24 protein-coding genes are annotated in these 26,104 nt (G+C 68.0%); 15 read left to right on the top strand and 9 right to left on the bottom strand.

Annotation, left to right across the window (positions count from 1 at the left end; genetic code table 11):
- Positions 1-2: 2 nt before the first annotated feature.
- Positions 3-671 carry a hypothetical protein gene (locus B4M62_RS01375; protein WP_290704041.1) on the bottom strand — a complete coding sequence of 223 codons (669 nt, stop codon included), beginning with the start codon at positions 669-671 and terminating at the stop codon, positions 3-5.
- 15 nt (positions 672-686) lie between these two features.
- On the opposite strand from B4M62_RS01375, the gene rnhA reads away from it, so the two are divergent.
- Positions 687-1,190, top strand: a complete 504-nt coding sequence (rnhA, locus tag B4M62_RS01370; RefSeq protein ID WP_290704038.1) for a ribonuclease HI — start codon at positions 687-689, stop codon at positions 1,188-1,190.
- 88 nt (positions 1,191-1,278) lie between these two features.
- Here rnhA and B4M62_RS01365 read toward each other — a convergent pair whose 3' ends face one another.
- Entirely contained in the window at positions 1,279-2,061 is a 783-nt protein-coding gene (locus B4M62_RS01365; RefSeq protein ID WP_290704036.1) for a hypothetical protein, read from the bottom strand.
- A gap of 382 nt (positions 2,062-2,443) precedes the next feature.
- Between B4M62_RS01365 and B4M62_RS01360 the strand changes: the two genes are divergently transcribed.
- The 5 genes from B4M62_RS01360 to B4M62_RS01340 are packed head-to-tail and all read left to right on the top strand — an operon-like array spanning position 2,444 to position 6,772.
- On the top strand, positions 2,444-3,706 hold the full coding sequence (locus tag B4M62_RS01360; protein ID WP_414651750.1) for a DUF4185 domain-containing protein: 1,263 nt from the start codon (positions 2,444-2,446) through the stop codon (positions 3,704-3,706).
- 9 nt (positions 3,707-3,715) lie between these two features.
- Positions 3,716-4,243, top strand: coding sequence for a DUF1697 domain-containing protein (locus tag B4M62_RS01355; protein ID WP_290704033.1), 528 nt, complete (start codon positions 3,716-3,718; stop codon positions 4,241-4,243).
- Between the two features lie 35 nt (positions 4,244-4,278).
- Complete coding sequence (locus tag B4M62_RS01350; protein WP_290704031.1) at positions 4,279-4,587, top strand: hypothetical protein; 309 nt, start codon at positions 4,279-4,281, stop codon at positions 4,585-4,587.
- Positions 4,587-6,122, top strand: a complete 1,536-nt coding sequence (locus B4M62_RS01345) for an alpha/beta hydrolase (protein WP_290704029.1) — start codon at positions 4,587-4,589, stop codon at positions 6,120-6,122. Before B4M62_RS01350 ends, B4M62_RS01345 begins: the two co-directional genes overlap by 1 nt.
- Positions 6,123-6,166: 44 nt before the next feature.
- Positions 6,167-6,772 carry a class I SAM-dependent methyltransferase gene (locus B4M62_RS01340; protein WP_290704026.1) on the top strand — a complete coding sequence of 202 codons (606 nt, stop codon included), beginning with the start codon at positions 6,167-6,169 and terminating at the stop codon, positions 6,770-6,772.
- 16 nt (positions 6,773-6,788) lie between these two features.
- Here the strand turns inward: B4M62_RS01340 and B4M62_RS01335 are convergent, their stop codons facing one another.
- Together B4M62_RS01335 and B4M62_RS01330 are read right to left on the bottom strand one after the other, a co-directional pair.
- Positions 6,789-7,646, bottom strand: coding sequence for an alpha/beta fold hydrolase (locus B4M62_RS01335; protein ID WP_290704023.1), 858 nt, complete (start codon positions 7,644-7,646; stop codon positions 6,789-6,791).
- A 33-nt stretch (positions 7,647-7,679) separates the two neighbouring features.
- Positions 7,680-9,659 (bottom strand): M13 family metallopeptidase, encoded by a 1,980-nt coding sequence (locus tag B4M62_RS01330; protein WP_290704017.1) that lies wholly within the window; start codon positions 9,657-9,659, stop codon positions 7,680-7,682.
- Between the two features lie 29 nt (positions 9,660-9,688).
- Between B4M62_RS01330 and B4M62_RS01325 the strand changes: the two genes are divergently transcribed.
- Entirely contained in the window at positions 9,689-10,447 is a 759-nt protein-coding gene (locus tag B4M62_RS01325; protein WP_290704014.1) for a pirin family protein, read from the top strand.
- Between the two features lie 144 nt (positions 10,448-10,591).
- Positions 10,592-12,283, top strand: coding sequence for an NTF2-like N-terminal transpeptidase domain-containing protein (locus B4M62_RS01320; RefSeq protein WP_290704011.1), 1,692 nt, complete (start codon positions 10,592-10,594; stop codon positions 12,281-12,283).
- Here B4M62_RS01320 and B4M62_RS01315 read toward each other — a convergent pair.
- Both B4M62_RS01315 and B4M62_RS01310 read right to left on the bottom strand, forming a co-directional pair.
- Positions 12,280-12,723 (bottom strand): DUF3054 domain-containing protein, encoded by a 444-nt coding sequence (locus B4M62_RS01315; protein ID WP_290704009.1) that lies wholly within the window; start codon positions 12,721-12,723, stop codon positions 12,280-12,282. The genes B4M62_RS01320 and B4M62_RS01315 overlap by 4 nt on opposite strands.
- Positions 12,724-12,728: 5 nt before the next feature.
- Positions 12,729-14,009 (bottom strand): lysylphosphatidylglycerol synthase transmembrane domain-containing protein, encoded by a 1,281-nt coding sequence (locus B4M62_RS01310; RefSeq protein WP_290704006.1) that lies wholly within the window; start codon positions 14,007-14,009, stop codon positions 12,729-12,731.
- Between the two features lie 55 nt (positions 14,010-14,064).
- On the opposite strand from B4M62_RS01310, the gene B4M62_RS01305 reads away from it, so the two are divergent.
- The 3 genes from B4M62_RS01305 (at position 14,065) to B4M62_RS01295 (ending at position 17,134) form a co-directional block, all read left to right on the top strand.
- Positions 14,065-15,222, top strand: a complete 1,158-nt coding sequence (locus tag B4M62_RS01305; protein WP_290704003.1) for an AI-2E family transporter — start codon at positions 14,065-14,067, stop codon at positions 15,220-15,222.
- A gap of 74 nt (positions 15,223-15,296) precedes the next feature.
- Positions 15,297-16,493, top strand: coding sequence for a MacS family sensor histidine kinase (gene macS / locus B4M62_RS01300; RefSeq protein ID WP_290704000.1), 1,197 nt, complete (start codon positions 15,297-15,299; stop codon positions 16,491-16,493).
- Entirely contained in the window at positions 16,490-17,134 is a 645-nt protein-coding gene (locus tag B4M62_RS01295; protein WP_290703997.1) for a response regulator, read from the top strand. The genes macS and B4M62_RS01295 overlap by 4 nt, the downstream gene beginning before the upstream one ends.
- Before the next feature lie 6 nt (positions 17,135-17,140).
- Here the strand turns inward: B4M62_RS01295 and B4M62_RS01290 are convergent, their stop codons facing one another.
- The 3 genes from B4M62_RS01290 to trmB all read right to left on the bottom strand — a co-directional run bounded on the left by B4M62_RS01290 (position 17,141) and on the right by trmB (position 21,583).
- Positions 17,141-20,005, bottom strand: a complete 2,865-nt coding sequence (locus tag B4M62_RS01290) for an MMPL family transporter (protein WP_290703995.1) — start codon at positions 20,003-20,005, stop codon at positions 17,141-17,143.
- 145 nt (positions 20,006-20,150) lie between these two features.
- Positions 20,151-20,843 (bottom strand): NYN domain-containing protein, encoded by a 693-nt coding sequence (locus tag B4M62_RS01285; RefSeq protein WP_290703992.1) that lies wholly within the window; start codon positions 20,841-20,843, stop codon positions 20,151-20,153.
- Entirely contained in the window at positions 20,840-21,583 is a 744-nt protein-coding gene (gene trmB, locus B4M62_RS01280; RefSeq protein WP_290703989.1) for a tRNA (guanosine(46)-N7)-methyltransferase TrmB, read from the bottom strand. The genes B4M62_RS01285 and trmB overlap by 4 nt, the downstream gene beginning before the upstream one ends.
- 78 nt (positions 21,584-21,661) lie before the next feature.
- On the opposite strand from trmB, the gene B4M62_RS01275 reads away from it, so the two are divergent.
- The 4 genes from B4M62_RS01275 (at position 21,662) to B4M62_RS01260 (ending at position 26,095) form a co-directional block, all read left to right on the top strand.
- Positions 21,662-22,825: a hypothetical protein gene (locus B4M62_RS01275; RefSeq protein WP_290703986.1), complete on the top strand. Its 1,164-nt coding sequence runs from the start codon at positions 21,662-21,664 to the stop codon at positions 22,823-22,825.
- A 2-nt stretch (positions 22,826-22,827) separates the two neighbouring features.
- Entirely contained in the window at positions 22,828-23,142 is a 315-nt protein-coding gene (locus tag B4M62_RS01270; protein WP_290704147.1) for a DUF6802 family protein, read from the top strand.
- Positions 23,143-23,305: 163 nt separating this feature from the next.
- Positions 23,306-25,135, top strand: coding sequence for a phosphoenolpyruvate carboxykinase (GTP) (locus B4M62_RS01265; RefSeq protein WP_290703983.1), 1,830 nt, complete (start codon positions 23,306-23,308; stop codon positions 25,133-25,135).
- Positions 25,136-25,261: 126 nt separating this feature from the next.
- Positions 25,262-26,095 carry an ABC transporter ATP-binding protein gene (locus tag B4M62_RS01260; protein ID WP_290703980.1) on the top strand — a complete coding sequence of 278 codons (834 nt, stop codon included), beginning with the start codon at positions 25,262-25,264 and terminating at the stop codon, positions 26,093-26,095.
- Positions 26,096-26,104 lie beyond the last annotated feature (9 nt).

The raw sequence follows: 26,104 nt of genomic DNA, 5'->3' as shown, positions 1-26,104 counted from the left end.
GGCTAGGGGTCGAGTTCCCTGGCGATTGTGCGTTCCAGCTCTTGTGCCCCGGCGAGGGGGATTTCGATGAGGCCGTCGAGTTCGGTGCGCGCCTTGCGGTAGGCGGTCTGTCGCTCGGCCGGCGTCGCCGCCTCGTCGGCGGCAATCATCACCAGTCGCCGCGCGCGTTCTAGCGATTCGCGCTCGATCGGGGAGAAGTCGGCCTGTTTGCGACGGCGCGCCTCCCGTTCGGCGACGTCGAACGCGGCGGCGTACTCGATGACGGCGTCGCGATACTCGACGAACGCCCGGGGATCCTCGACTACCGCACCGGTCGGCGGCCGTAGCATGTCGGCGCGCCCCTTGGCCTGGTGGAATGCGCGGGTCAGCGGTTCGCGGACGTCGACGAGCATGGGGTAGCTGATGATGGTGGCGAGGTTGATCTCATAGCTCCACCACCGGTCGTCGATCTCGTCGTGGGTGCGCAGCGCGTTGCGCAGCTGCTGGGCGTTGACCCGGGTGACGCGCTGTTCCTCGACGCGGGTGGCCGACCTGGCGCGAGCCATCTCCAGCCGGTACTGGCGGCGTCGTTCCAGCCGCCGGTTGTATCGGCGCAGCCACGGACCGGCGACGGCGCTGAGCGGGAAGATCAGCCACCAGTAGCTTGCGATGAAGGTCAGCACCGGGCCCACGCCTCGATCGTAACCATGCCGCCGGTCCCGCGGCGCCCGCTAGTACCCTCGGCTGCTGTGACCGATACTGCCGACGATATTGTCGAGATCTCCACTGATGGCGCCTGCCTGGGCAATCCCGGCCCGGGTGGCTGGGGTGCGGTCCTGCGTTACCGCGGCCACGAGAAGCGGATCTCTGGTGCGGTGCCGCATACGACGAACAATCAGATGGAGCTGACCGGGGCCATTGAGGGGCTCGCCGCGTTGACCAAGCCGGCGCGGGTGACTATCTACACCGACTCGAGTTACGTGCGCAACGGCATCACCACGTGGGTGGCCGGGTGGCAGCGCAACGGCTGGCGCACGGCCGGCAAGAAGCCGGTCAAGAATGTTGAGCTGTGGCAGCGCCTCGTCGACGAGGAGTCTCGGCACCGGGTCACCTGGAAGTGGGTCAAGGGTCATAACGGCGACCACTACAACGAGATCGCCGATGAGCTGGCGACCAGCGCTGCGAGAGAGTTGCGCGACGGGCTGGGGTGAGGCCCCCGGCGATGCGACACGGCAGATACGACACGGCCCGCCGTCTCCGTGGAGACGACGGGCCGTGGCTGCCGTTGTGCGTTGGCGATCAGGCTGCGGCGACCTGAACCGGCTTGGCCGACTTCTTCTTGTCGTCCTTCGGCTTGCGCGGATCGTTGCAGTATGGGGCCTTGGGGTCGCAGGGCTCCCCGATCGTCGAGAAGTACTGGAATGCCGAGAACAGGATGATCGGCAGGCCGACGAAGACGAGGCCCGCCGCCGCGCCGGCCGGAGCCAGCAGGACGGCACCCGCGACGCAGCCGCCGAGCGGACCGGCACCGAGCAGCATTGCGATCGGCAGGGTCAGTGCGGCGGCGGAGACAGCGCCAATGATGCAGCCAACACCTGCGCCGACCGCCGCGCCGACTGCGGCGCTGGTGAAGCTGCCGATGGTTGAGCGGTTCGAGAACGCGGCTAGTTCTTGCTGGTCGCGCGGGGTGAAGGACTCGCTGGCCGAGTGCTTGGCCTGCTCGAGGCTGACCTTGCGGGTGACCGGGGTGACCGGCCGGCCCGGGCCGGTGCGCACGGGGATCAGGGTTGCGGTGGTGCCCTGGACTTCGGCCTTGATCGGGCGGGCCCGGTCGTTGAGGTGCCAGGTCAACGGCAGCTGCGCGACCGACTGGCCGTTCTGCGCGCGGATGTTCAGGTCGTTTCCGTCGACGGTAAGGGTGCCGTCCTTGATGGTGATCTTCGCGCCCTGCGGCGTTTGGGAGATCTGGTAGTGCACGGGCTTGACCTTGGTGTCGGCGGGGGCGGCGGCGGCCGTGCCGGCGCCGCTGACGGCGAGCGCGGCGGTCAGCAACGCCGCAGTGGCGATGAGATTCTTCTTCATGTCCCAGCGTACTTTCTGGTTGGCGGGTCGGCGGGTCCCACGTCCCTGCGGGGAAGCAGGCTGTCGTGGTGACCTTACGAATTGAATGTTCGAGATGTGACCGTATTTCCAAACTCGGGTTACGTGCAGGTATACAACCGCTGACATTTTGGTGTTGACACCGGAATTCACAGGCTGCTATGGGGGTCGCGTGCTAAAAGCTTCGGCGCCGCAATTATGGTAGAGACGCAGGTCAGGGTGGGTTCAGTTCCACAACATCGCCGTCTCGGTTGGGTTACGGGCCGCGCTGACCCGGTATCGGGGGGCACAATGGCCACGGCAGCAATATTGGCAACAGCAGTAACATCCGTAACATCAGTGACAGCAGCTAGGATTCACAACCATGTTTGGAAAACCCGCTGCCGCACTCGCGGCGGCCGCGTCGATGGCCGCCGCCTTGACCACGTTTGCGCCCGCGCCCGCCCATGCCTCGCCCTGTAACGCCCTGGGGCCGGTCGGGCACGACATCGGCAGTACCGGCAGCTCCGGATCGTCGCGGATCGGCATGGGCAGCCTCGACTTCGGCAGCTATTCGGCGCCCGGCAAGAAGCCGCAGATGCCGCTCCCCACGTTGCACGGCGGACCCTCGCAGACGGTGCAGTGGGTCACCGGACCACTGAGTCCGAACCGTACCGACAAGCGGTTCGCCATCACCGCCACCGACGTCGGGGTGCCCTGGGACAACGGCTCGGGGCAGGTCCTCATGGCCTTCGGCGATACGTGGGGCAAATGCAACGGGGCGATGGTCTGGCGGCACAACACCATGCTCCGGGCTAACGGCAACAGCGACCTGTCCAAGGGCATCACCATTCCCAGTGCGCATCCCGGTAACAACCGCTCCGGGGCTTCGGTGACGGCCGCCGACCCGACCTTCGCCCAACCCATCACCAACGCGGTGGGTATCAAGAACATCGAGGTCGGCCGCATCCCGACCGCGGGAATCTCGATCGGCGGCGTGCAGTACCTGTCGTTCATGTCGATAGCACGATGGGGCGAGGCCGGCCGCTGGGAGACGAACTTCTCGGCTCTCGCCTCGTCGCACGACAACGGGCAGACGTGGCGGGTCGAGAACAACACGATCCGGTCGCGCTACGAGTTGAACATCCCCGGCGTGCCGCACACCGCCACGGGACAGGGCCGGTTCCAGGTGAGCTCATTCATGCGCCGCGGGCCGTGGGTCTACCAGTACGGCACCCCCAACGGCCGATACGGTGCCCTATTCTTGGCGCGCGTCCCGGCGGCGCAGCTCCTCGACATGAACGCATATCAGTACTACCGGGGCGGCGGGCAGTGGTCGGGCTACAGCGGCGACGCGGTGAAAGTTGCCACCGAGCCGATCGCCGAGGTTTCGGTGCGCTACAACAACTACCTGAACCGGTTCGTCATGCTGTCGTCGCGCAAGGGCAGCATCACGATGCGCACCGCGGCCCGTCCGGAGGGGCCCTGGAGCGGACCTCGCGTGATCGTGCCCAGCCACCAGATCAGCCAGCTCTACGCGCCGTATATCTGGCCGCGGGAGACCGGGAGTTCGCTGTACTTCGTGGCATCGCGCTGGGACGACTACAACGTGATGCTGATCCGCACCGACCTGTCTGCGCTCCGCTAGCGGATATCGGTGAGCGAGCGGATCGGACTCCTGCGCGCCGTCAACGTCGGCGGTGCGAGGCTGCCGATGGCGCGACTGCGGGTGATCGCGGAAAGCCTTGGCGCCCAGGAGGTTTCGACCTACATCGCGTCGGGCAACCTGCTCTACACCCCGCCGGGCGAGGCGAGTGAGTTCGATGCTGCGCTCGAACGGGCGATCGAGGATGAATTCGGGTACTACCGCGAGGTGATCAGCCGGACGCCCGCCGAACTCGCGGCCGCGCTGGCGGGCCATCCGTTCGAGGTCGTCGAGCCGAGATTCTCCTACGTGTACGCGCTCACCGGGACCCCCACCGTCGAGGCCGCGACGGCACTCGCCCAACGGGCCGGGCCAACCGAACACGTCGCCGTCATCGGCCGCGAACTGCACCTCCGCTACGACGACGGGGCGGCCAACGCCACGCTGACACCCGCGGTCATCAAGCGCACCCTGGGCTACTCCGGCACCGGCCGCAACCTCGATACCGTCGGCAGGCTCGTCGAATTGGCGACCGGCTGAGGAACCGATCAGCGCCGCGGTGCGTCCAAGAAGGCATGACACCCCCACCGGTATCGACCAGCAGATTCGGCGTCGATCGCGCGGAACTCGCCGCGCTGGCCCAGTCCTGGCGGCGCAGCGGTCGCGTCCTGGCCGGCCTCGACGTCGACGAACTCATCGACACCGCCGAGATCATGGGCTGCGGGGATGCGGTCCGAGCGGCCGCCGACCCGGTGAAACGGGTCGGCGTCGACATCGCCAACCGGCTCGACATCTTGAGCCAGATCGTCGGCCGGTTTAGCGCCGCAGCGGCCGAGGACGACGACGCGGCCGGCCGCGCCCTGGCTGCCCTGCCCGATCGCTGATGCTCAGCGTCGACGAGGTCGCCGGTTGGCCCGACCGCCCGCTGGCACCGGCCGCGCGGCAGGCGCGTGACAATGGCCGGACGGTCCGGGCCGAGGTCGTGGCGGCGCGCACACAGCTGACCGGACTCACCCGCTGGCGCGGGCAGGCCCGGGCCGGCGCCGATCGGCGGCTGGGGCAGGAGCTCGACCACGCCGAGGAGGTCGCCCGGGTGTTGGCGGCATTCGCCGACGCCGCCGACGAGGCGGGCGCCGAACTTGCGGCGGGGCGCGACCGGATCATGCGGCTGATCGGGGACCAGTCCGGATTCCAGCTCGGGGAGCGGCCCCGCGGCGTCGACGCCGCCGGCGAGAAGCGGGAACCCGATCCACGGGTGGTGGCGGCGCTGGCCGAGCTCGACGACGTGGACCGACGCGGTGCGGCGCGACTGGCCCGACTCGGCGCCGACCTGGCGGCGATGGCCGGCGGGCACGTCACCGTCGGGACCCCCGAAGGGCGTCGCGATCCCGACGGGGTGATCAACCGGCTGGTGGCGATGACGCCGGATCAGCGCCGCGACCTGCTGCAGCGAATGACGCCAGTCGACCTCGAGCGGTTGATCGCGGCAAACCCGCAGGTACTGGGGAAACTGGACGGCATCCCGTTCCCGGTGCGGATTGCGGCGAACCGGCGCGCAATCGAGGAGGCGCTGGAGTCGGAGATCCGCCGCGGCGCCGGTGACGGTCTGCGGGCCCGGCAGCTGCGCGACATGCTGGGCACGATCAGCAACCCGAACGACCCGCGCCACCGGATGCGCCGCCAGTTCATCACCTTCGCCAACACGAGGGCGGGCCGGTCGATCGAGATGTTCGGCGCCGTGCGCCCGGACATGCGGGGCGCTGCGGTATATGTGCCGGGGACGGGGACCACGATGGACACCGCCGGGCGCAACCGTACGGCGGCATGGCACCTGGCAAACCGCAGCGGCGCCCCGGTCTTCCTCTATCTGGACGGGCGATTCCCGCCCAACCTGGCCATGGCGGTGTCCCCCGGCTTCGCCACCGCCATGGCGCCGAACCTGGTGTCCTTCGGCGCGGCCCTGGCCGCCGAGCTCGCGGGCCAGGCGCCGGGCGCGCGGACCACGTTCATCGGGCACTCTTACGGCGGCACGGTGGTCGGTACCGCCGAGCAGCTCGGCCTGCGCGCCGACCGGGTGGTGTATGCCTCCGCGTCGGGCACCGGTGTGCTGCCGGGAGGTGCGGCGGCATGGGTCAATCACGATGGGACCCAACGGTTCTCGGTGACACCGCCGGCCGACCCGATCCAGCCGGTGCAATCCTCGGGGGCCCACGGGGGAGACCCGGACACCGCACCCGGGGTTACCCGGATGGATTCTGGTGACTACGCCAGCGGAGAACGGGTGCGCGGCGTGCGCGGGCATGGCGGCTACTTCGACGATCCGGGTAGCGACGCCTTCACGAACATGGTCGCGGTAATCCGGGGCGAGCCGGTCACCCCCTATGTGCGCCGCGAGTCCGATCAGCCGGGGCTGGGCTAGTGGGGCCGGACGAAGCAGCTGGGCCGGGCGAATAGGCTGGGCGGATGACCACCCCGTCGCCCCGCTGGATCACCGACACCGAACCCGGTCACAGCCAGTGGTACATCGAACGCTTCCGGACCATGGCCGCCGAGGGCGCCGATCTGGGCGGCGAGGCCCGACTGGTCGATGCGATGGTCGCCCGGGGATCCCGAATCCTCGACGCCGGCTGCGGTCCCGGCCGCATCGGAGCCCACCTGCACGACGCCGGACACACCGTCGTCGGCGTGGATGTCGATCCCACGCTCATCGCCGCCGCCGAGGCGGATCATCCCGGGCCGGCCTGGCTGGTGGGGGATCTGTCCGAACTCGACCTGCCGGCCCGCGGGATCGGCGAGCCGTTCGACGCCATCGTCTGCGCGGGGAACGTCATGGTGTTCCTGGCGCCCGGCACCGAGGCCCAGGTGCTGCGGCGGCTGGCCGCGCACCTCACCCCCGACGGCGTTATCGTCGTCGGGTTCCACACCAACCGCCATCTTGCGCTGACCGATTTCGACGACGCCGTTGCGCAGGCGGGGCTGCGCGTCGACCTGCGCCTGGCGACGTGGGATGTGCGGCCGTGGCACGACGGCGCCGACTTCGCGGTGTCCATCCTGCGCAAAACCGGCTAGGGCCCGACCCGGGCGGTCAGCGCGCCAGAAACGCTGCGACGGCGGACTCGAAGGCCTGCTTCGCCTCGATCATGACCCAGTGCCCGCACTTGGGGAAGATGTGCAACTCCGCATCGGGGATCAGGCGCATCGGCACCATCGCCATGTCGGGCGGGCTGACCCGGTCGTCGCGGCCCCAGGTCAGCAGCGTCGGGCAGCCGACCTTGTGCATCATCGACCAGTACGGCGGGGTGTCGGCGGCAGCCATGAACTGCTGCTGCATCGCGAAGGCCTTCGACCCGTACATCATGGTGGCGGTCTGCCGGGCGTCGGGATTGGTGGCGGCCTCCCACCGTTCTTCGATCAGCTCATCGGTGACCAGGCTCCGGTCGTAGACCATCGCGTTCAGCCAGCGAATCAGTTTGTCGCGGTCGGGTGCGTCGGTGAACTCCTGCAACAGGCGGATGCCCTCGCTGGGCGACGGGCTGAAGACGTTGGGCCCGACTCCGCCGATGGTGACGAGCTTCGAAACGCGTTCGGGCTTCTTGATCGCGAGGTTGATGCCGACGACGCCGCCCATGGAATTGCCGATCATCGGCGCGGACTCGATGCCGAGGCCGTCCATGAACCGCGTGACCGAGCCGCCCGCGGTCAGGACCGGGTGGCCTTCGACGGCGTCGCTGACCCCGAAGCCGGGAAACTCGACGATGAACGCGTGATGGGTCTGGGCGAAGAAGCCGAGGTTGCCGCGATAGTTGCGCCAGCCGTTGACGCCCGGACCCGATCCGTGCAGCAGGATCAGTGGGGGAGCAGCGGGGTCGCCGGCCTCGTGGTACCGGATCACGCCTTGGTCGGTGGGCAGTTCGCGCTTGGTCGCGTCATAGGTGACATCCACGCCAGCCATACTAGAACAGGTTCTATTTTCGGGCTACCAGATGCGCACCCGGCGGCCGGGCTCCAGGTACAGCTCATCGCCGGGCCGGACGTCGAAGGCGTCATAGAACGCGTCGATATTGCGCACCACACCGTTGCACCGGAATTCCGGCGGCGAATGTGGATCGATCGCGAGCCGCTTGATCGCCTCCTCGTCGCGGGTCTTGGTCCGCCAGATCTGCGCCCAGCTGTAGAACAGTCGCTGCTCGCCGGTCAGACCGTCGATGATGGGGGGATCGGGGTTGACGAGCCGGTAGGCGACCAGTGCGATCGACAGGCCACCGAGGTCGCCGATGTTCTCGCCGACGGTGAACTCGCCGTTGACCGAGTGCTCGGCATTCAGGCCGGTCGGGGTGAACGCGCTGTACTGGTCGATGAGTGCGCGGGTGCGGGCGGCGAACTCCGTCCGGTCCTCGTCGGTCCACCAGTCCACGAGGTTGCCGGCACCGTCGTACTTGGCGCCCTGGTCGTCGAAACCATGACCGATCTCGTGACCGATCACGGCGCCGATCCCGCCGTAGTTGACGGCGTCGTCGGCGTCCGCGTCGAAAAAGGGGGACTGCAGGATGGCCGCCGGGAAGACGATCTCGTTCATTCCCGGGTTGTAGTACGCATTGACGGTTTGCGGGGTCATGAACCACTCGTCGCGGTCGACGGGCCGGCCGATCTTGGCGAACTCGCGGTTGTACTCGAATGCCGTGGCGCGCGCCACGTTGCCGATGAGGTCGCCCCGGTCGACCAGAAGCGCGGAATAGTCGCGCCAATGCGCCGGATACCCGATCTTCGGGTTGAACGACGCAAGCTTCGCCAGCGCCTTGGCGCGCGTCGCCGGCGTCATCCACTCAAGGTCGCTGATATTGCGGCGGTACGCCTCGACGAGGTTGGCGATCAGTTCGTCGATGCGGGCCTTGGCCGTCGCGGGGAAGTGCTTGGCGACATAGCGGCGGCCGACCGCGAAACCGGCGGCGGATTCGACGAAGGCGACGCCGCGCTTCCAGCGTTCGCGAAGCTCGGGTGCGCCAGACAGGGTGCGCCCGTAGAAGGCGAAGTTCTCGTCGACGAAGGCCTGCGGCAGGTAGGGGGCGGCGGAGTGGAGCAGCTGCCAGCGCAGCCACGCCTTCCAGTCCTCGAGGGGGCGGGTCGCAACGAGTTCGCCGACGCCGCTGATGAAGTCCGGTTGGCGCACGACGACCTCGGCGAATACCGGTTCATGGGTCGTCCCCAGCCCGGCGATCCATTCGTCGACATCGAAACCGCCGGCGGCAGAAGCGAAATCGGCGTAGGCGAGCAGGTTGTAGCTGCGCTCGGCATCGCGCCGGGCCACTACGTCCCAGTGGTGCGCGGCGATCGCGGTTTCCAGGTCGAGGACCCGCGCCGCAGCAGTGGCGGGGTCGGGCAGCGCGGCGAGGGCGAAGACGGCTTCGATGTGAGCGCGGTAGGCGGTGCGGGTCTGGGCGTGTTTCACATCGCGGTAGTAGCTCTCGTCGGGCAGGCCCAGGCCCGATTGGCTCAGATGCACCAGATAGCGGGACGAGTCCTTGGCATCGGTGTCGACGTAACAGCCGATCAAACCGGCGACGCCGTGACGCTGCAGGCGGCCGATCCGGCGGGCGAGCCGGTCGGCCGTCGTGATGTCGTCGATCGCCGTCAACTCGTCGCGGATCGGGCCGATCCCCAGCGCCTCGATGTGGTCGGTAGCCATGAACGAGGCGTAGAGATCACCGATCTTGCACTCATCGGTGCCTGATTCCGCATCCGACGTGGACGCGGCGACGATCAGGTCGCGGACGTTCTCCTCTGCGCGGTCGCGCAGCGTGAGGAACGAACCGTCGATACTGCGGTCGGCGGGGATCTCGTGGGTCGCCAGCCAGGCGCCGTTGACATGCGCGTACAGGTCGTCCTGCACGCGAACCGCGTCGTCCGCAAAGGACAGGTCGATGCCGGAGTGGGGAGTCGTCTCAGTCACGGTTTCCATCCTGCCTGAAAACGGGGAAAACTGGATCCATGGGCTATTCCGTGTACCGTGCGCGCGACCGGTTCACGACGACGACCAGTTGGTTGTCGTCGGCCCACAGCTTCTCGTTCGGCGACCACTACGACCCGGGCAATACCCACCACGGCATGCTTGCGGTCCACAACGATGAAATCCTGCGACCCGGTCAGGGGTTCGATACCCACCCGCACCGGGAGACCGAGATCGTCACGTGGGTCCGTTCGGGGAGCCTGGTCCATCAGGATTCTCGCGGGCACAGCGGCATCGTCTACCCCGGCCTCGCCCAGCGGATGAGTGCCGGTAGCGGCATCGAGCACTCCGAGCGCAACGACACCTGGACCTCCGGCGATGGGCTGCGTGTCGAGGGCGCGGGCCGTGTTGACGCCGGTTACGTGCAGATGTGGGTGCTGCCCGACGAGTTCGGCCTGGACCCCGGCTATGACCAGGCCGATGTCGGCGTGGAGCTCGCGGCCGGTGGCTTGATCCCGATTGCGTCGGGAGACCCGGCGACCGATTCGGCCATTCGGATCGCCAACCGGTCAGCGACGCTGTGGGTCGCCCGGTTGTCGCGCGGCCGGCGGGTGTCGCTCCCGCGGGGACGATTCACCCACCTGTTTGTCACCGAGGGAGTGATCGGCGTCGGCGAGGAGTCCGTGGGAGTCGGCGATGCGATTCGCGGCATCGACATGGGCGGCGTCGAGATCGTCGGTACCTCCGACGGGGCGGCCGAGGCACTCGTCTGGGTCATGGACAAGACGGTCGGCGAGTAGCGCTGGGCACGGTCGGCGAACTTCGGGGCACGGTCGGCGAAATGGGGTGCGTTATCGGCGTGTGATGGGGTTGCAATGGAGCCGATGCCGCCGGAAGCGACCCGCACGGTGCGACAGATGTGAAAATTGTGACTTATGAGGTTCATGATGCTTTCGCGTTGCCGCGCTGATCGCTCCGTCCGGCCGGGCCGGGCGGCCACCCTCGCGATGGCCGTCACCGCCGTGGGGGCGTGCTGCGCCGCGCTCACCTCGTGCTCGTCGGAGCCCGCCGGCGCGTCGGCAGTGATTCACGACTACGCAGCTGCCGTCTCGCAGCAGAACATCTCGCGGGCCGCGTCGCTGACGACCGCTCCCGGGCAGGCCGGCGACGCGCTGACCGCGACGATGGACGGGATGCACGCGACGAATGTCGAGGCGCAAGTCGTGCGCACGGTCGGCTACAGCGATGGCACCGCTGGGTTCACGCTGAAGACGACCTACCGGTGGGATACCGGAACCGATAGTGAACGCGCGGCCCGGCAGTTCGTCGTCAAGACCCAGGGGATGGCCCGCAACGTCTCGACCGGCTGGCGGGTGCAGTGGGAGCCTGCGGTGATCTATCCGGGTCTGCGCCCGGGCGGCCGGATCCGCAACATCCGCACCGACGCCCGCCCCGCCCCGCGGGTTCTTGCCCGCACCGGGAAGCCGTTCATGGTGATGGAGCCCATCAACGAGGTTGTGATCGATCCGGGCCGAACAGAGGATCTCGGCCGGACCGTCGGGGCCGTAGCACGCGTCATCGCCCCGATGGCACCGCAGATCACCGCCGACGTCATCCTCCACAAGATCTCTGCCCGGCCCGGGGAACCGGTCGTCGCGGTCGAATTGCGGGATCCGGATATGCAGGTCCTCGCCGGCGACCCCGGCAAGATTCGGGGGGTGTCGGTGCGCCGGACAGATCGGCTGGTCATGACCGACCGGCGGCTGAGTTCGCCGCTCGAAGACGGACTGACCAACTACTGGCAGGCGATTCGCGATGTCACCTCCGGCTGGCAGATCACCGTCCAGCAGCCCGGGGAGGCGCCCCAGCGACTCGACGGCCGGCAAGGCGCGGCCGGGCCGAACATTGCCACGACGATCGATCCGCGGATCCAGAGCGCGGTCGGCACCGCGGCCGTCGAGGTTGCGCAGCCGACGACAATCCTGGCCCTCGACGGCCGCAGTGGCGGGATTCTCGGGATGGGCCAGAACGACACCGCCATCGACCGGGGAATCAGCATCGACGGCGAGTACGCCACCGGATCGGCGCTGTCGGCCGTTTTCGATGCGGTGACCGCCTACGCGAAGTCGCACAACAGCGGCACCGAAGAATCTCTCGACCGCCTGGGTCTGGGAGTGGCCCTCACCGTGCCGGGCGCATCCTCGCCGCAGCGCAACGGTCTCGGTGTCGAGCGGATCGACTTCCGGCCCGGCGAGATCCGTGCCTCGATGCTCAACGTGGGCGCGCTCGGGGTGGCCCTCGGCCGGGTGCTGGCCGGCGAGCGATCGTCGGTGGCGCCCTACATCATCACGGGCCAGCAGACGAAGGTGGCGGCGGGCAAGCTCGGCGCACTCGACGGCGAGCTGGTGCGCCCGATCCTGGACGCCATGGTTGCGACGGTGCGCCGCGGCGACGCCAGCGACCTCACCGACAGCAAAGGATTGCGCGCACTCGTGGGCACCAACGGCCCCGATGGTCCCGGCTGGTTCCTGGGCCTCGTCGACAACACGGTAATCGTCGTCTACACGGAGGGTGAGCGGGCGGGCACCGCGGCGCTGCAGGCGGTGCAGAAGTACCTGAAAGTGCGGAGTCGCTAACGCTGGAACATCTGGTAGACGCGGTTGGCCACAACGCGCCAACCGATGAGGAAGATGCCCAGCGACAGTGTCGCCACCCCGATGAAAGCGGCTGCGGTGCCCTGGTTCAGTACGGCCCGCAAGGTCATTCCGATTGCCACCGACAGGATCCAGACCACGATCCCGAACGGAACGACGCGCTCGGGGCGGAAGGTGCGGGTGCCGGTCGAGTCCGGTGACCCGACGTGGGCGTAGACGTACATCAGTGACCATCCGACGGCGGCGCCGGCGAGAAACGGCCAGGCGGTATCCAAAATCCCCAGGACGGTGAGGTGCTCGTCGTGGCTCCGCCGCCCGGAGGCCGCGAATACCACGACCATCGCCGTGTCGATCGCAGCTGTCGCCAGCAACGGCAGCTGCAATAGTGGACGCGCATGATTTGCTTTCACCCCGGTGTTCACCGCCTCTACGGTAGCTTCCAGGCCGTGTCGCCCGACGGCGGGCCGTCATCACGAGTAGCCGGCGGGCCGTCATCACGAGTAGGCGGCGGGCCGTCATCACGAGTAGCCGGCGGGCCGTCATCGTCGGTGTCGCCGGCACCGTCGTCGTCCGGGATTGGATGGCCCAGGATCAGTCGGCGCTGATCGTCGGTAAAGCCCAGCAGCGGCCGGTCCGGATGGGCCGGCGCGGCGGTGCGGAGGCCTTCCTCGAGGTCGTCCGTCTCATCTTCGACGGTCCGGATCCGGGTGCGGAACAGCACCAGGATCACCACCCAGCCGACCAGCGAGACCAGCGCCCAGCTGACCAGCCGGTAGAGAATGACGGCAACGACGGCGTCGCCGGTGGTCATTCCGGCGGGGACGAGTGCGGCAACCATCGCCGCGTCGACGATGCCGAGACCGCCGGGCAACAGCGGGATCGCGGTGCCGACCGCCTTTGATGCCGCATACGCGACGGCGATGCCGGCGATCGAGGGGTGCGCGCCGATCGCCCAGCAGGCGAACAGCAGGCAGAAGACGTCGGCAATCCAGTTGAACAGGCTCCACCCGAACGCTACGGAGGCGTCTCGCCTGGTCAGCTGCACGGCGCCCAATTGGTCGATCAGTCGCGCCAACCGTTCCTGCCCGGCGTGCTCGGGACGGTTGCGCATCTCGTTGTACCAGGCGAGGATCTTCTCACCCCAATTGTGGACGGTGGCGGGATGGCTGGCCAGATACTGCAGGACGGCGACGAAGGCGACGAATCCCAGGATCGAGAACATCGTCGAGTACGGATTGGTACGCGCCCCGGCGAGCACCGCACCACCGATGCCCAGGGTGGCCAGACCGACGCCGGCGAGCAGTCCGGACATGACGACCTGCCACGACGCGACGACCGGGTTCGCGCCCCACCGGCGGGTTTCGCGGTAGGTGAAGGCGGGGGCGAGGACCTGCCCACCGGGCATGGTCTGGCTCAACGAGTTCGCGGCGAGTACCACCGCCAGCGACCGCCACTGCGAGACGAAGACACCGGCCGATCGGAACAGTGCGCGTTGGACTCGTGCAAAACTGTCGAGGTTGGCCATCGATGCCACAAAACATGCTGTCAACCAGCCCCAATGAACATCGCCCACGCGGTCCCACGCGGTGGAGAACTGGTTCCGGACGAGGTAGCCCTCGACTCCGAGAACCACGACGATGGCGACCAACATGACCCAGCGAAGGGACCTCCTGCTGCGTTGCCAGATCGCCCGGCGCGATTGTGCCATGCCGGTTAGGGTACCTAAGCGCTGAACCGACCCTGATCTGCTTAGTCTTGGACCCATGAGCGAATCTGTGAGTCCGCCGCCGCACCCGGTTCCAGCCGGGGTGCGCGCGGCCGCGTCGTGGTCGTGGCGGCTGCTGGTGATCGGCGCACTCGTCGTGGTGCTGTTCATCGGCTTTCTGAAGTTCAAGACAGTGCTCGTGCCGGTGGCCATCGCCATCCTCGGCACCGCGATGCTGGTGCCGGTCGTCGACTTCTTGAATCGTCGCCGGCTGCCCCGCTCGCTGGCCGTGGTGTTGTCGATGGTCGGCGTCCTGGGCGTGCTCGGGCTGGTCATGAGCTTCGTCGTTCGCGAGTTCATCAACGGGATCCCGGAACTGACCAGCCAGGTGACCCAGACGGTCAACACGGTCAAGACGTGGCTGATCGACGGACCGTTCAAGCTCGACGCGAAGCAGGTGAACAACGTCGGGGGCGACGTCGTCGACTTCATCAACCACAATCAGGAGAAAGTCACCAGTGGCGCCCTCGCTACCGCGACCACCGCGACCGAAATCGTCACCGGCGCCTTCTTGACCCTGTTCGTCATGATCTTCTTCCTCTATGGCGGCGGGCAGATTTGGGAGTTTGTCACGAAGCTGGTGCCCGCCGAGCAACGCGCGCGGGTCTGCGCCGCCGGCCACGCCGGCTTCGGCACCCTGGTCGGCTACGTTCGGGCCACCGTGGCGGTCGCGCTCGTCGATGCGATCGGAATCGGCGTCGGCCTGGCCATCATCGGTGTGCCGCTCGCCCTACCGCTCGCGTCGCTGGTGTTCCTCGGGGCGTTCATCCCCATCGTGGGCGCGCTCGTCACCGGCGGGGTCGCCGTCCTCGTCGCGCTGGTCACCAACGGATGGCTGGCCGCGGTCATCGCGCTCGCCATCGTCATCGCCGTCATGCAGGTGGAAAGCCATGTGTTGCAGCCCTTCCTCCTCGGCCGATCGGTGCGCCTGCACCCGGTTGCGGTGGTACTGGCCATCGCCGGGGGCATCGTCCTGGCGGGGATCGTCGGCGGTCTGCTGGCTGTTCCGCTGATCGCCTTCCTCAATACCGCGATCCGCGAACTGAATGTCTGGCCGGGCGAACTGGCGACCGGTGTGGACGGCGACGGGGCCGAACTCGTCGGCGGTGTAGAGCTGGTCGCCGAACCGGATTCGCCGACCTGGGATACCCGGTGACCGAGGGGGAGCGGCCCACATCTTCTCGGCCCACATCTCCTCGGATCGAGGCGCGGCGGGACTGGTTGGACCGGATGCGGAATATCGACGAGGACGCCGCGGCACCGTTGTGGCGGGCCGCCCAAGTCTTCCGCGCGCTGTCATTGGTGTATGCCGTCGGATTCCAGGCGGCCGTCAACGGGCAGCTGGAACGCCCACGGGTGACGGCGGTGCTGTGCGCCGGCCTCGTCGGGTGGTCGGCGGCCTGCGCTGCCGCCTACCTCATCGGATTCGGGCGGAACTGGGGCTGGGTGGGCGCCGACATCGCCGTCACCGCGGCACTGATGCTCTCCACGTCCTATGTCGCGTCGGCGCCCTGGATCGCCGACAACCAGTCTTGGCCGACGACGCTGTGGGCCTGCAACGCGGTGATCTCGGCGGCCATTCTGGGCGGGGCAACGGGCGGCGCGCTGACCGGCGTCGCGGTGTGGGCGTCCTCCGTCGTCGTCAAAGGGCAGGTGAATCTAAACTTCGGCCGCAACGCCCAGCTCATCCAGTTGCTCTTCCTGGGCCTCGTCGTCGGATGGGCGGCGACCAGTGGGCGGCGCAACCACGAGCTGCTGACGCAGGCCGCGCGCTATGCCGCAGCCGGTGAAGAGCGCGACCGGTTGGCCCGCCACGTTCACGACGGCGTCCTGCAGGCGCTGGCGATGATCTCACGCCGCGGACGCGAAATCGGCGGCCCCACCGCGGAGCTGGCCGGGCTGGCCGGGGAGCAAGAACGCGCCCTGCGCCGACTTCTCACCGAGCGGGCCGACGAGGACCGCGTCGGCATGGACCACCCGGCCCGCGAGCACGGGGACCGGATTGATTTGGCGTTGTTGCTGCGCGGCCGGACCAGCGGGGTGGTGTCGGTCAGTACCCCGCGCGACCCGGTCCCGGTGCCCATCGAGCGCGGCACCGAGATCGACGGCGCCGTGCGCAACGCCCTCGACAACGTTGATCGCCACGCCGGTCCGGGGGCCCACGCATTCGTCCTGTTGGAGGATCTCGGCGACGAACTGGTGATCAGCATCCGCGACGACGGCATCGGCATCGAGCCGGGACGGCTGGCGGCCGCCGCGGCCGAAGGTCGGCTCGGTGTCGCCCAGGCCATCATCGGGCGCATCGAGACGCTGGGCGGCCGAGTCGTGCTGGATTCGACTCCCGGCGCGGGCACCGAATGGGAGTTGACGGTCCCGCTGCGCGATCATGGCGGCAACGATGGCGGGGTCGAACGGAGGCTGGAATGACAATCCGAGTGATGATCGTCGACGACCACCCGATGTGGTGCGACGGTATCGAGCGGGACCTTCTCGACGAAGGCTTCGAGGTCGTCGCGACGGCCGCCGGGGTGGCGGCCGCCGTACGACGAGCCGCCGCCGTTCAGCCCGACGTGGTCCTGATGGACATGCACCTCCCCGACGGCAGCGGCGCGCAGGCCACGGCGCAGCTGCTGGCGGTCTGCCCGGCGACGCGAGTAATGGTGCTGTCCGCCTCCGATGAGCGTGACGACGTGCTCGAGGCGGTGAAGGCCGGTGCCGCCGGATATCTGGTCAAGAGTGCCTCCCGTGACGAGATGATCGCCGGGGTGCGGGCAACCGCAGCCGGGCAAGCCGTATTCACCCCCGGCCTGGCCGGGCTGGTCCTGGGTGAGTTTCGCCGGTTGTCGGCCAGCAGTGATCCGGCCAAGCCGATCCTGTCGCCCCGCGAGACGGAGGTCCTGCGGTACGTGGCGAAGGGGATGACCGCCAAACAAATCGCGACGAAACTATTCCTTAGCCACCGAACCGTCGAGAACCACGTGCAGTCCTCGCTGCGGAAGCTGCAACTGGCCAACCGAGTCGAACTCGCCCGCTACGCGATCGAACACGGGTTGGACGGCAACGACTGACCAGGGTTAGTCGTCCTGATCGCGGGACCGGCGAAGCAGATCCTGCACACTGATCTCCCGGTCGCGGTGCCCCGCGGCGCGCTTGCCGTCGGCATCGTCGTCCTCATCGGCGACGGGCGCGGGAGCATGCGGGGGCGGTTGAACCGGCGCCGGGGCATCAAGACCACCGAGGCGGATACCGCCGTTGCCCAGCTTCCACGCCCCCGTGTCGGGGGTATCGTCCGCTGCCGAATCCTGCGCCGGACCGGGCTGCTGCACCGGCCGGATCGGCGGCGGTGCAGGAATGATCGGCGCAGGGGGGATCGGCGCAGGGCGACGAGGCGTGATCGGCGGCTGCTCCACGGGCGCTGCCAGCGACTCGGTTAGCGGATTCGGCCCGCTCGCTTGCGCTCCCGGCGCGGTTAGCGGATTCGGCCCGTTCGCTTGCGCTCCCGGCGTCGGGAAAACCGTGGTGGGCGCGGCTTCCTGCGGCGAAACCCGGGACGGACTGGCGAAGGCCGTCGTCGGCGCCGTGGCAATGACGGTGCCCGCTGACATCGAGCCGACCGCGGCCGCGCTCAGCTCACGCATATCGTCGGGCTCGACATCGAGAATCGTCTCGCCGAGGCCGAGCTTGCGCTGAAAGGCCTGCATCCACTTCGGCGCCCACCAGCAGTCGTCGCCGAGCAGTTTCATCGTTGACGGCACGAGCAGCATGCGGATGATCGTCGCGTCGAGGATCAGGGCCGCGATCATGCCGAACGCGATGTACTTCATCATCACGATGTCCGAGAGTGCGAATGCGCCCGTCACCACGACCAGGATCGCTGCGGCCGCAGTGATGATTCGGCCCGTGTGCGCCGTGCCCACCCGGATCGCCTCCGTCGTCGACGCCCCCTTCTGTCTCGCCTCGACCATGCGCGACAACAGGAAGATCTCGTAGTCCGTCGACAACCCGAACACGATCGCAATGATGAGGACCAGCACCGCGGCGAACAGCGGACCCGGCGTGAAGTTCAACAGGCTCGAGCCGTGGCCTTCGACGAAAATCCAGGTCAAGATGCCCAGCGTCGCCCCCAAACCCAGTGCCGAGACGAGAGCCGCCTTGATCGGCAGCACCAGCGAGCCGAACGCCAGGAACATCAGGAAGCCGGTGACAAGAATCAGGATGACCGCCATCAGCGGCAGACGGGTCAGCAGCGCGTCAATCGAATCCTGGGTCAGCGTCGGAGTGCCGGCGACAAAGACGTACTGCAAACCGTGGTGATCGATCGAGCGCAGATACTTGATCGCATCGGCCGAGGCGCGAGTGTCCTTCGGATCGCGCAGACCCGCCGACATCTGCACCACGCCCTGACCGGAATCACCCCGGGACCCGGTCAGCGCGCCCTCATCGGACGACAGCGAGAACTCCTTGGTGAAGAACCGCTCGTTCGGCGGCACGCTGCGGTCGTGCTGATTGGCCGAATCCGCGAGGGCGACCAGCCGTTCCTGGTCCTCGGTACTGTTCTCGTCGTAGACGACGATCAGCTTGATTTCTTCGGTTCGCTCCTTGGGGAAGGCCTGGTCGAAGGCCTCCTGAGCCATGCGTGTCGGATTGTCCGGCGGCAGATAGCGCTCGCTGATACCGCCGAACTGGATATTGCCGAAGGGGATGATCAGCGCGAGAAGCAGCAGGACGGTGGGAATCGCCGTCTTGAGCGGGTGCTTCATCACCCACCCGGACAGCTTTCCCCAGAACCCGTCCTCGACCTCCTGCTTGGTCTTGGTGCGGCGCAAGAACGAGAAGCCGAGGGCGTCGACGCGCGGTCCGAGGATGCCGAGGATCGCCGGTAGCACGGTGATCGAGAGGAAAGCGGCCAGTGCCACCGAGGCGATCGCCCCGTAGGCCACCGATTTGAGAAAGGCCTGCGGATACAGAAGAAGGCAGGCGATCGCGGCGATGATGATCGTCGCGGAGAACCACACCGTCTGACCGGCGGTCATCACGGTTCTTCGGACCGCGGCTTTCGTCGTGTACCCCTCGGCCAGCTCTTCGCGAAACCGGCTCACGATGAACAGGCCGTAGTCGATTGCGATGCCCAGGCCGATCAGCGTCACCACTGATTGGGCGAAGACGTTCAGCTCGGTCACCGTCGCGAGAAACTTCATGATGCCCAACGAGCCGGCGATGGTGAGGCCGCCGATCAGGACCGGAAGGAACGCGGCGATGACACCGCCGAACACAAAGAACAGCATGAGCGCGACGACCGGCAGGGCGATGACTTCGGCGCGGCGGATGTCATGCTCCATGCCCACGCTCATCGCATTCGCAATGGGTTGCAGCCCGGCCAGCTGGAAGTTCGCACCCTGGAGATCGAAGCGCTTGTCGATGTCATCGAAGGCGGGGCGCAGCGACTTGAAGTTCTGCAAGATCGACGTGTCGTCGTGGCCCTTGACGCCGATACTGATGAAGGCCTTGTTCTCGTCGTGGTTGAAGGTGTGCGAGCGGATCGTGTCCTGGGCCGCCTTGGCCGCGGCACTGTTGTCGGCGAGGTAGAACGGGTCGACGATGCCGGGATCAGAGCGGCCGACGAGGCCCTTGGTCTTCTCGTTGGTGACGAGGTCGTTGACGAAGTTCTCCATCTTCGTCGTGAACTCGGGATCGTCGATCTTGAGTCCCGGGGGCGGGGTCACCAGCAGGACGATGTCGGACTTGTGGTCGCGGCCAAGGACCTGGTCAGCGATGATCGAGCCCTTTACGGACTGCGACGTCGGGTCGAACCAGCCACTCTGGGAAAGGTGCTTGGGCAGATCCAGCCCGTAGAGGCCGAGCCCGGCCATCAGGGCCACCATGATGGCGATGACGGTGTACCGCATTCGATACACGAACGCGCCGATCCATCCGAACACGCTTGGTTCCTTTCGTCGCGCGACACATCCGGAACGCATGTGCCGCAGAACCCACGTCGGGCCATTCTTCCAGGTATTGCCTGAATGCCAACTGAGTAGGCCCGGATTGCAGCCGATTCCGGCCGGCGCCGAGCGGGATCAGGGCCTATCGCACCAGCGCGGACAACGGCCGGAACGGGGGCAGCCAGGCGCCGTCGTCGGGCAGCGCGTCGAGGGTGATCCGCGGAAGCGGCTCGCGGAACACATTGGGGATGTCCTCGAGGTCGACGAAGGTGATGAGCTCCCCGCCCTGCGCCCAACTCGCATGCTCGCGAAAACCGATGACGGTGATCGGAATGCCCTCGGCCGCGAGCCGAAGCAGCGGTTCACGGAAGGCCTGGCCGTCAGCGGAGGCGACGATCAGCCCGGCCAGCCCGGTCGTGTGGTGACGCATCTCGATGTGGGCGAGCATGTCGTCGTCCACATCGGTGTCGTCAGTGATCTTCGGCTTGGCGAACACGGCGTACCCGACGTTGCGCAGCGCGTCGACCCAGGGCCGGACCACGTCGGCGCTGCCGGGGCTCACGTTGGTGAAGACCGTCGCCTCCGCCTCGATCGCCGGCAACACACCCACCGGCAGCCGGGACGGGTCGTCACCGGTGCGAATTGACTCGGTTTGCCCGAGCAGCCACCGGCCGACGGCATCGAACCGTGGCCGGTGCGCCGCGGTCGGCCGGCCGCCGATGATCGCGCCGAGACCCATGTCCATGTTGGGCGCGTCCCAGACGAGCAGGACTCGACGCGCGCGCGACTGCCCGGAGATCACCTCGCCGACCCCGTTCTCAGATCCGTTGCTCATTGGTCCCCCTCGGCTCGCGTGTAGACGAATTCGGTGACGACGCGGCCCTCGGTCGCGGCCCGGCCCTCGAACTTGGTCGTCGGCCGGGCCAACGAGACGGGACTGTCTCCGGTCAGCGGCACCAGGTGCGTGCGGGTCGTATCCTGGGCGTCCAGGAGTTCGCGAATCCACTCGGTGTAGTCCGCATGGTCGGTGGCGATGTGCAACACGCCGCCGTCGGCGAGCCGCTCGGCCATCGTCGCCAGGGTTCCCGACTGCAGCAATCGCCGCTTGTGGTGGCGCGCCTTGGGCCAGGGGTCGGGAAAGAATACGCGGATCGCCTGCAGACTCTGTGGCTCGATCAGCTCATCGAGCACGATGACTGCGTCGCCGCGAATCATGCGGACATTGGTCAATCCACCACGGTCCACGAGGCCCACCAGTTGAGCCAGCCCGGGTTGGTAGACCTCGACGGCGATCACGTCGAATTGGGGTTCCGCACCGGCCATCGCCGCAGTGGAGATGCCGGTGCCCGAGCCGATCTCCAGAATTAGCGGGGCGCTGCGCCCGAACCACCGATCGGTGTGCAGCGGCGGTTCGGCCACCCGGCCGCCGGGCTCGGGGTGGATACGCAGGTCGCGGCCCAGGGCCGGCCACAGGGTCTCCCAATTGCGGCGCTGGCCCGGGGTCAGCGTGCCCCGCCGGAAGCGGAAGCTCGTCACGCGCGGGTAGAGCCGGGACTGATCGACGGTATCGCTCACCGGACCATCGTCTCACCTGATTACATGAGGGTTGTCGACTACGGGGGTGGTTCGGCCTGACGCACGGGGGAAATATCAATGGGAGAGCAGCGCGTTAGCCGGCTGGGCAAGATCCTGGTGGGCCGGACCGGGGTGGCCGGATCCGGGGAAACGAATCTGTCGGTGGTGAGCCGCGCGCTCGCGGCGGAGGGGTTCGTCGTCGAGACGGCGGGTGGGGCCGAAGGGGGTGGGGCCGAGGGGGTGGTCGGATTGTGGCTGTTCCCGGTGGGCGCGGAGATCGGTGCCGGTCAAGCAGCGTACGTGCATCGCCTGCGCCGACGCTGTGACGCGGTTGCGCTGGTCGCCGTTGGGATCGAGGACTGTCCGACCTGGCCCGACCGCGCAATGACGGCGAGCCGTGTGCTCGATCCCGATGGTCGGCTGCCGGTGTTCGCGGTCGCGCTGGGTCTCGCCGACCGCGGCGACGCGGTGGCGTCGGGGTTTGACGACCTGGTCGGGTGGATCATCGCGGAATCTGATGGACGGGCCGCCGTCGAGCTCGCCCGCCGCACCACCGCCGAACGCCTCACCGGTCTGCGGCTCGGGTCTGCCGCGGTGCGGACGTGGGCCGGTGGGCGGATTCATGCCGGATTCCGGGAGCTGGCGTCGGCGGGCCAGGAAGCGGCGATGGAACTGCGCGTGGGCGATGTGGAGCGGTTCGTGCACTGGTTGCGGTGCTCGTCGGCCGATCTTGAGCGCGACCTCGTCGGGGCGGTCGGCGAACAGGCCGCCCACATCCAGGCGACGGCCCTCGTCGGCCTGGCCGCCTACGACCGGGCGGCCGATCCGCGGCCCGCCGGGCCCGCGCCCTCGATGGCGGTTTCGTGGCAGCGCCGCACGTGGGGGGCCGAAGACGCGGTGCTGGTGCTGATCGGCGCATCGAGCGGACTGGGTGTCGGCCGCCTGGCGGCCGGGTCGATGGCCGGGCTAATCCCAGGTGGGGCGGCAGTCCTGGCCGCCCTTCTGATCGGGCTCGGCGTCGCGACCGCTGCCGTTGCGCTGCGCCGTCGCGTTCTCCTGCGCGGGCAGGCCCGCGCCTGGGTGGCCGAGGTCCTGGCCGACGCCCGCGCCCGCACCGAGTGGCGGGTGGCGGCGATGCTGACCGGTGTCGAAGCGGCCGCCGCCGCCGCCGTCCGGCGGGCCGCCTGGAGGGGACACCTCGGGTCACAGGGAACCGATTGCCGCGCCGCTGCGTCTAACTAGTGATGGACGGCGATCTTCCCGACGATGAGGCCGCGGGCGCCCACGGCACGGCCGGGGGCGTCGGCGAACACCTGTGGCTTTCGGAGTCGGGTCGACTGTGGGACCTCGGGCCGGCGACGGCGGACACCGACGCGGACGGGGTGGGTGACAGCCTCTCCCGAAACGACGCCGCGGGCTTGACGGTTTTCACCGATACCGATGGAGACCATCGGGTCGACCTCGTCACTCGGATCGGGGCCGACGGGTCGGTGTCGTCCTCGACTTACGACCCCGATACCGGGCAGTGGAGCGCGGCCCGGCCGGGTCGCCTGCGATAAGCCCGGCCGGGCCCCGGCCGGTTCTTCGGTGCGCTGGCGGGACCTTCGGACCCGACGCCTCTTCCGCCGACAACCCGACTCCCGATCGACCAGGTAGATCCCGTATCCTGGGAGGCAGACTGACCGCGCTGCAGGCGGTCGGCGACTTCAGGAGACGCTTCCAATGACCTCTGCCACGATTCCCGGACTCGACGCCGCCAGCGCGCCCACGAAACACGCTGACCTGCTTGCTTGGGTAGCCGAGGTTGCAGAGTTGACTCAGCCGGACCGCGTCGTGTGGTCCGACGGCAGCGATGAGGAGTGGGACCGCCTCACCGCACAGCTCGTCGAGGCCGGCACGATGGTCAAACTCGACGAGTCGAAGAAGCCGAATTCGTTTCTGGCCCTCTCCGACCCCGCCGACGTCGCCCGCGTCGAATCCCGCACCTTCATCTGCAGCACCACCGAGGAAAAAGCCGGCCCCACCAACAACTGGATGGCCCCCGCGCAAATGCGGGGCATCATGACCGAGCTGTACCGGGGCTGCATGCGGGGCCGGACCATGTTCGTGATCCCGTTCTGCATGGGCCCGCTCGGCAGCGACGACCCCAAACTCGGCGTCGAAATCACCGACTCCGAGTACGTCGTGCTCTCGATGCGCGTGATGACGCGCGTCGGCCCCAAGGTGCTCGAGGCCCTCGGTGACGACGGGTTCTTCGTCAAGGGGCTGCATTCGGTCGGCGCACCGCTGGCACCCGGCCAGGAGGATGTGCCGTGGCCGTGCAACACCGAGAAGTACATCACCCATTTCCCCGAGGACCGCGAGATCTGGTCCTACGGTTCCGGTTACGGCGGAAACGCGCTGTTGGGCAAGAAGTGCTACTCGTTGCGGATCGCGTCGGCGATGGCGCATGACGAGGGGTGGCTCGCCGAGCACATGCTCATCGTCAAGCTGATCAGCCCGCAGGACAAGGCCTATTACATCGCCGCGGCGTTCCCGAGTGCCTGTGGCAAGACCAATCTTGCGATGATCCAGCCCACCATTCCGGGCTGGCGCGCCGAGACGGTCGGTGACGACATCGCCTGGATGCGCTTCGGCGAGGACGGCCGCCTCTACGCGGTGAACCCCGAATTCGGGTTCTTCGGTGTTGCGCCCGGCACCAACCACAAGTCCAATCCGAATGCGATGAAGACCATCGAGGCCGGCAACACCATTTACACCAACGTTGCCCGCACCGATGGGGATGACGTCTGGTGGGAGGGCTTGGAGGGCGAGCCGGATCATCTGATCGACTGGAAGGGCAACGACTGGTACCCGCGGGAGACCGAGACCCTCGCCGCCCACCCCAACTCGCGATACTGCACCCCGCTGGCACAGTGCCCGTCGGTGGCCCCCGAGTGGGACGATCCCGCCGGCGTGCCGATCTCGGCGATTCTGTTCGGCGGCCGGCGCAAGACGACCATCCCGCTGGTTACCGAGGCGCGCGACTGGGCGCACGGGGTGTTCATGGGGGCGACCGTCGGGTCCGAGCAGACCGCCGCTGCCGAGGGCACCGTCGGCAAGGTCCGGCGCGACCCGATGGCGATGCTGCCGTTCCTCGGCTACCACGTCGGCGACTACCTGCAGCACTGGCTGACCATTGGGGAGAAGGCCGATCCGGCCAAGCTCCCGAAGATCTACTACGTCAACTGGTTCCGGCGGGGCGACGACGGCCGCTTCCTGTGGCCGGGATTCGGCGAGAACAGCCGGGTGCTCGAATGGATTGTCGACCGCATCGAGGGCCGGGCCGAGGGCCAGGAGACTCCGATCGGCATCGTCGCGACGCCGGCCGCACTCGATCTCGAAGGGCTCGACGTCGATACCGCTGACGTGGCCGAGGCCCTGTCGGTCGACAACGCCGCGTGGCGCGAAGAATTGCCGTTGATCAACGAGTGGTTCGACTTCATCGGCGACAAACTGCCCGCGCAACTGAGCGCCGAACTCGATGCGCTGACGAAGCGGCTCGCCGACTAGCTGCACTCCAACCCAGCTTTTCCGGACGACCCCGGCATCCGATTGGTGCCGGGGTCGTCCACTCTGGTGGGCGTGCATCCCCGCTACCGGTGGGAGCAGCCGCCGACATGTGGCACGGTAGAGACCATGCCGCCACGCGACGTCGTCACCCAGGGGTCCGCTCCGTCCACCGCCATTGCGGCCAGCGCCGTCGAAGTGGCCAAGGAATACGGTGCGGGAGACACCGCGGTCCACGCCCTGCGCGGCGTCAGCATTGATTTCCCCGCCGGTGAGTTCACCGCCATCATGGGTCCGTCCGGTTCGGGGAAGTCAACGCTCATGCACTGTCTGGCCGGGCTGGACACCCCGTCGGCGGGAACCGTCCGAATCGGCGACACCGATCTCACCGGACTCGGCGACAAAGCCATGACCGAGTTGCGGCGCGACCGCATCGGGTTCGTCTTCCAGTCCTTCAACCTCGTCCCGACGCTGACCGCGCGCGAGAACATCACGCTGCCTTGCGATATCGCCGGTCGCGACGTCGACCAGCAGTGGATGGACACCGTCGTCTCGCGCCTGGGCCTGGCAGCGCGACTCGAGCACCGGCCCAGCGAGCTGTCCGGCGGGCAGCAGCAGCGCGTCGCGTGCGCGCGTGCGCTCGTCGGACGTCCGGCGATCATCTTCGGCGATGAGCCGACCGGCAACCTCGACTCCCGCTCGTCGGCCGAAGTGATGTCAATCTTGCGCGCCGCGACCGACGAGTTCGGCCAGACCGTCGTGATCGTGACCCACGACCCGCGCGCCGCATCGTTTGCCGACCGCGTCGTCTTCCTCGCCGACGGCCAGATCGTCAACGAATTGCGCGACCCGGATGCGGACGGCGTCTTCGAGGTGATGCGCCACCTCGACGACAACGGCGTCGTCAACGGCAGCGCGGACGGCGACAGCCGGTCCGGCGCGCTCGCCGACGAGGACCAATAGCCATGGGCT

Origin of the sequence: Gordonia sp. UBA5067 (assembly GCF_002414845.1) — a bacterium.
In the GTDB taxonomy this organism is placed as follows: Bacteria; Actinomycetota; Actinomycetes; order Mycobacteriales; family Mycobacteriaceae; genus Gordonia; species Gordonia defluvii.
The sequence above is the reverse complement of the archived record's forward strand: the minus strand, read 5'-3'. Positions and strand labels throughout refer to the sequence as shown.

Coding starts and splice junctions, on each gene's coding strand:
- B4M62_RS01365 (WP_290704036.1), bottom strand. CDS start 2,061: ATGAAGAAGAATCTCATCGCCACTGCGGCGTTGCTGACCGCCGCGCTC.
- B4M62_RS01305 (WP_290704003.1), top strand. CDS start 14,065: ATGAGCGAATCTGTGAGTCCGCCGCCGCACCCGGTTCCAGCCGGGGTG.
- B4M62_RS01330 (WP_290704017.1), bottom strand. CDS start 9,659: ATGGAAACCGTGACTGAGACGACTCCCCACTCCGGCATCGACCTGTCC.
- B4M62_RS01320 (WP_290704011.1), top strand. CDS start 10,592: ATGATGCTTTCGCGTTGCCGCGCTGATCGCTCCGTCCGGCCGGGCCGG.
- B4M62_RS01295 (WP_290703997.1), top strand. CDS start 16,490: ATGACAATCCGAGTGATGATCGTCGACGACCACCCGATGTGGTGCGAC.
- B4M62_RS01270 (WP_290704147.1), top strand. CDS start 22,828: ATGGACGGCGATCTTCCCGACGATGAGGCCGCGGGCGCCCACGGCACG.
- B4M62_RS01360 (WP_414651750.1), top strand. CDS start 2,444: ATGTTTGGAAAACCCGCTGCCGCACTCGCGGCGGCCGCGTCGATGGCC.
- B4M62_RS01260 (WP_290703980.1), top strand. CDS start 25,262: ATGCCGCCACGCGACGTCGTCACCCAGGGGTCCGCTCCGTCCACCGCC.
- B4M62_RS01285 (WP_290703992.1), bottom strand. CDS start 20,843: ATGAGCAACGGATCTGAGAACGGGGTCGGCGAGGTGATCTCCGGGCAG.
- B4M62_RS01340 (WP_290704026.1), top strand. CDS start 6,167: ATGACCACCCCGTCGCCCCGCTGGATCACCGACACCGAACCCGGTCAC.
- B4M62_RS01345 (WP_290704029.1), top strand. CDS start 4,587: ATGCTCAGCGTCGACGAGGTCGCCGGTTGGCCCGACCGCCCGCTGGCA.
- rnhA (WP_290704038.1), top strand. CDS start 687: ATGCCGCCGGTCCCGCGGCGCCCGCTAGTACCCTCGGCTGCTGTGACC.
- B4M62_RS01325 (WP_290704014.1), top strand. CDS start 9,689: ATGGGCTATTCCGTGTACCGTGCGCGCGACCGGTTCACGACGACGACC.
- B4M62_RS01275 (WP_290703986.1), top strand. CDS start 21,662: ATGGGAGAGCAGCGCGTTAGCCGGCTGGGCAAGATCCTGGTGGGCCGG.
- B4M62_RS01265 (WP_290703983.1), top strand. CDS start 23,306: ATGACCTCTGCCACGATTCCCGGACTCGACGCCGCCAGCGCGCCCACG.
- B4M62_RS01350 (WP_290704031.1), top strand. CDS start 4,279: ATGACACCCCCACCGGTATCGACCAGCAGATTCGGCGTCGATCGCGCG.
- B4M62_RS01310 (WP_290704006.1), bottom strand. CDS start 14,009: ATGGCACAATCGCGCCGGGCGATCTGGCAACGCAGCAGGAGGTCCCTT.
- macS (WP_290704000.1), top strand. CDS start 15,297: ATGCGGAATATCGACGAGGACGCCGCGGCACCGTTGTGGCGGGCCGCC.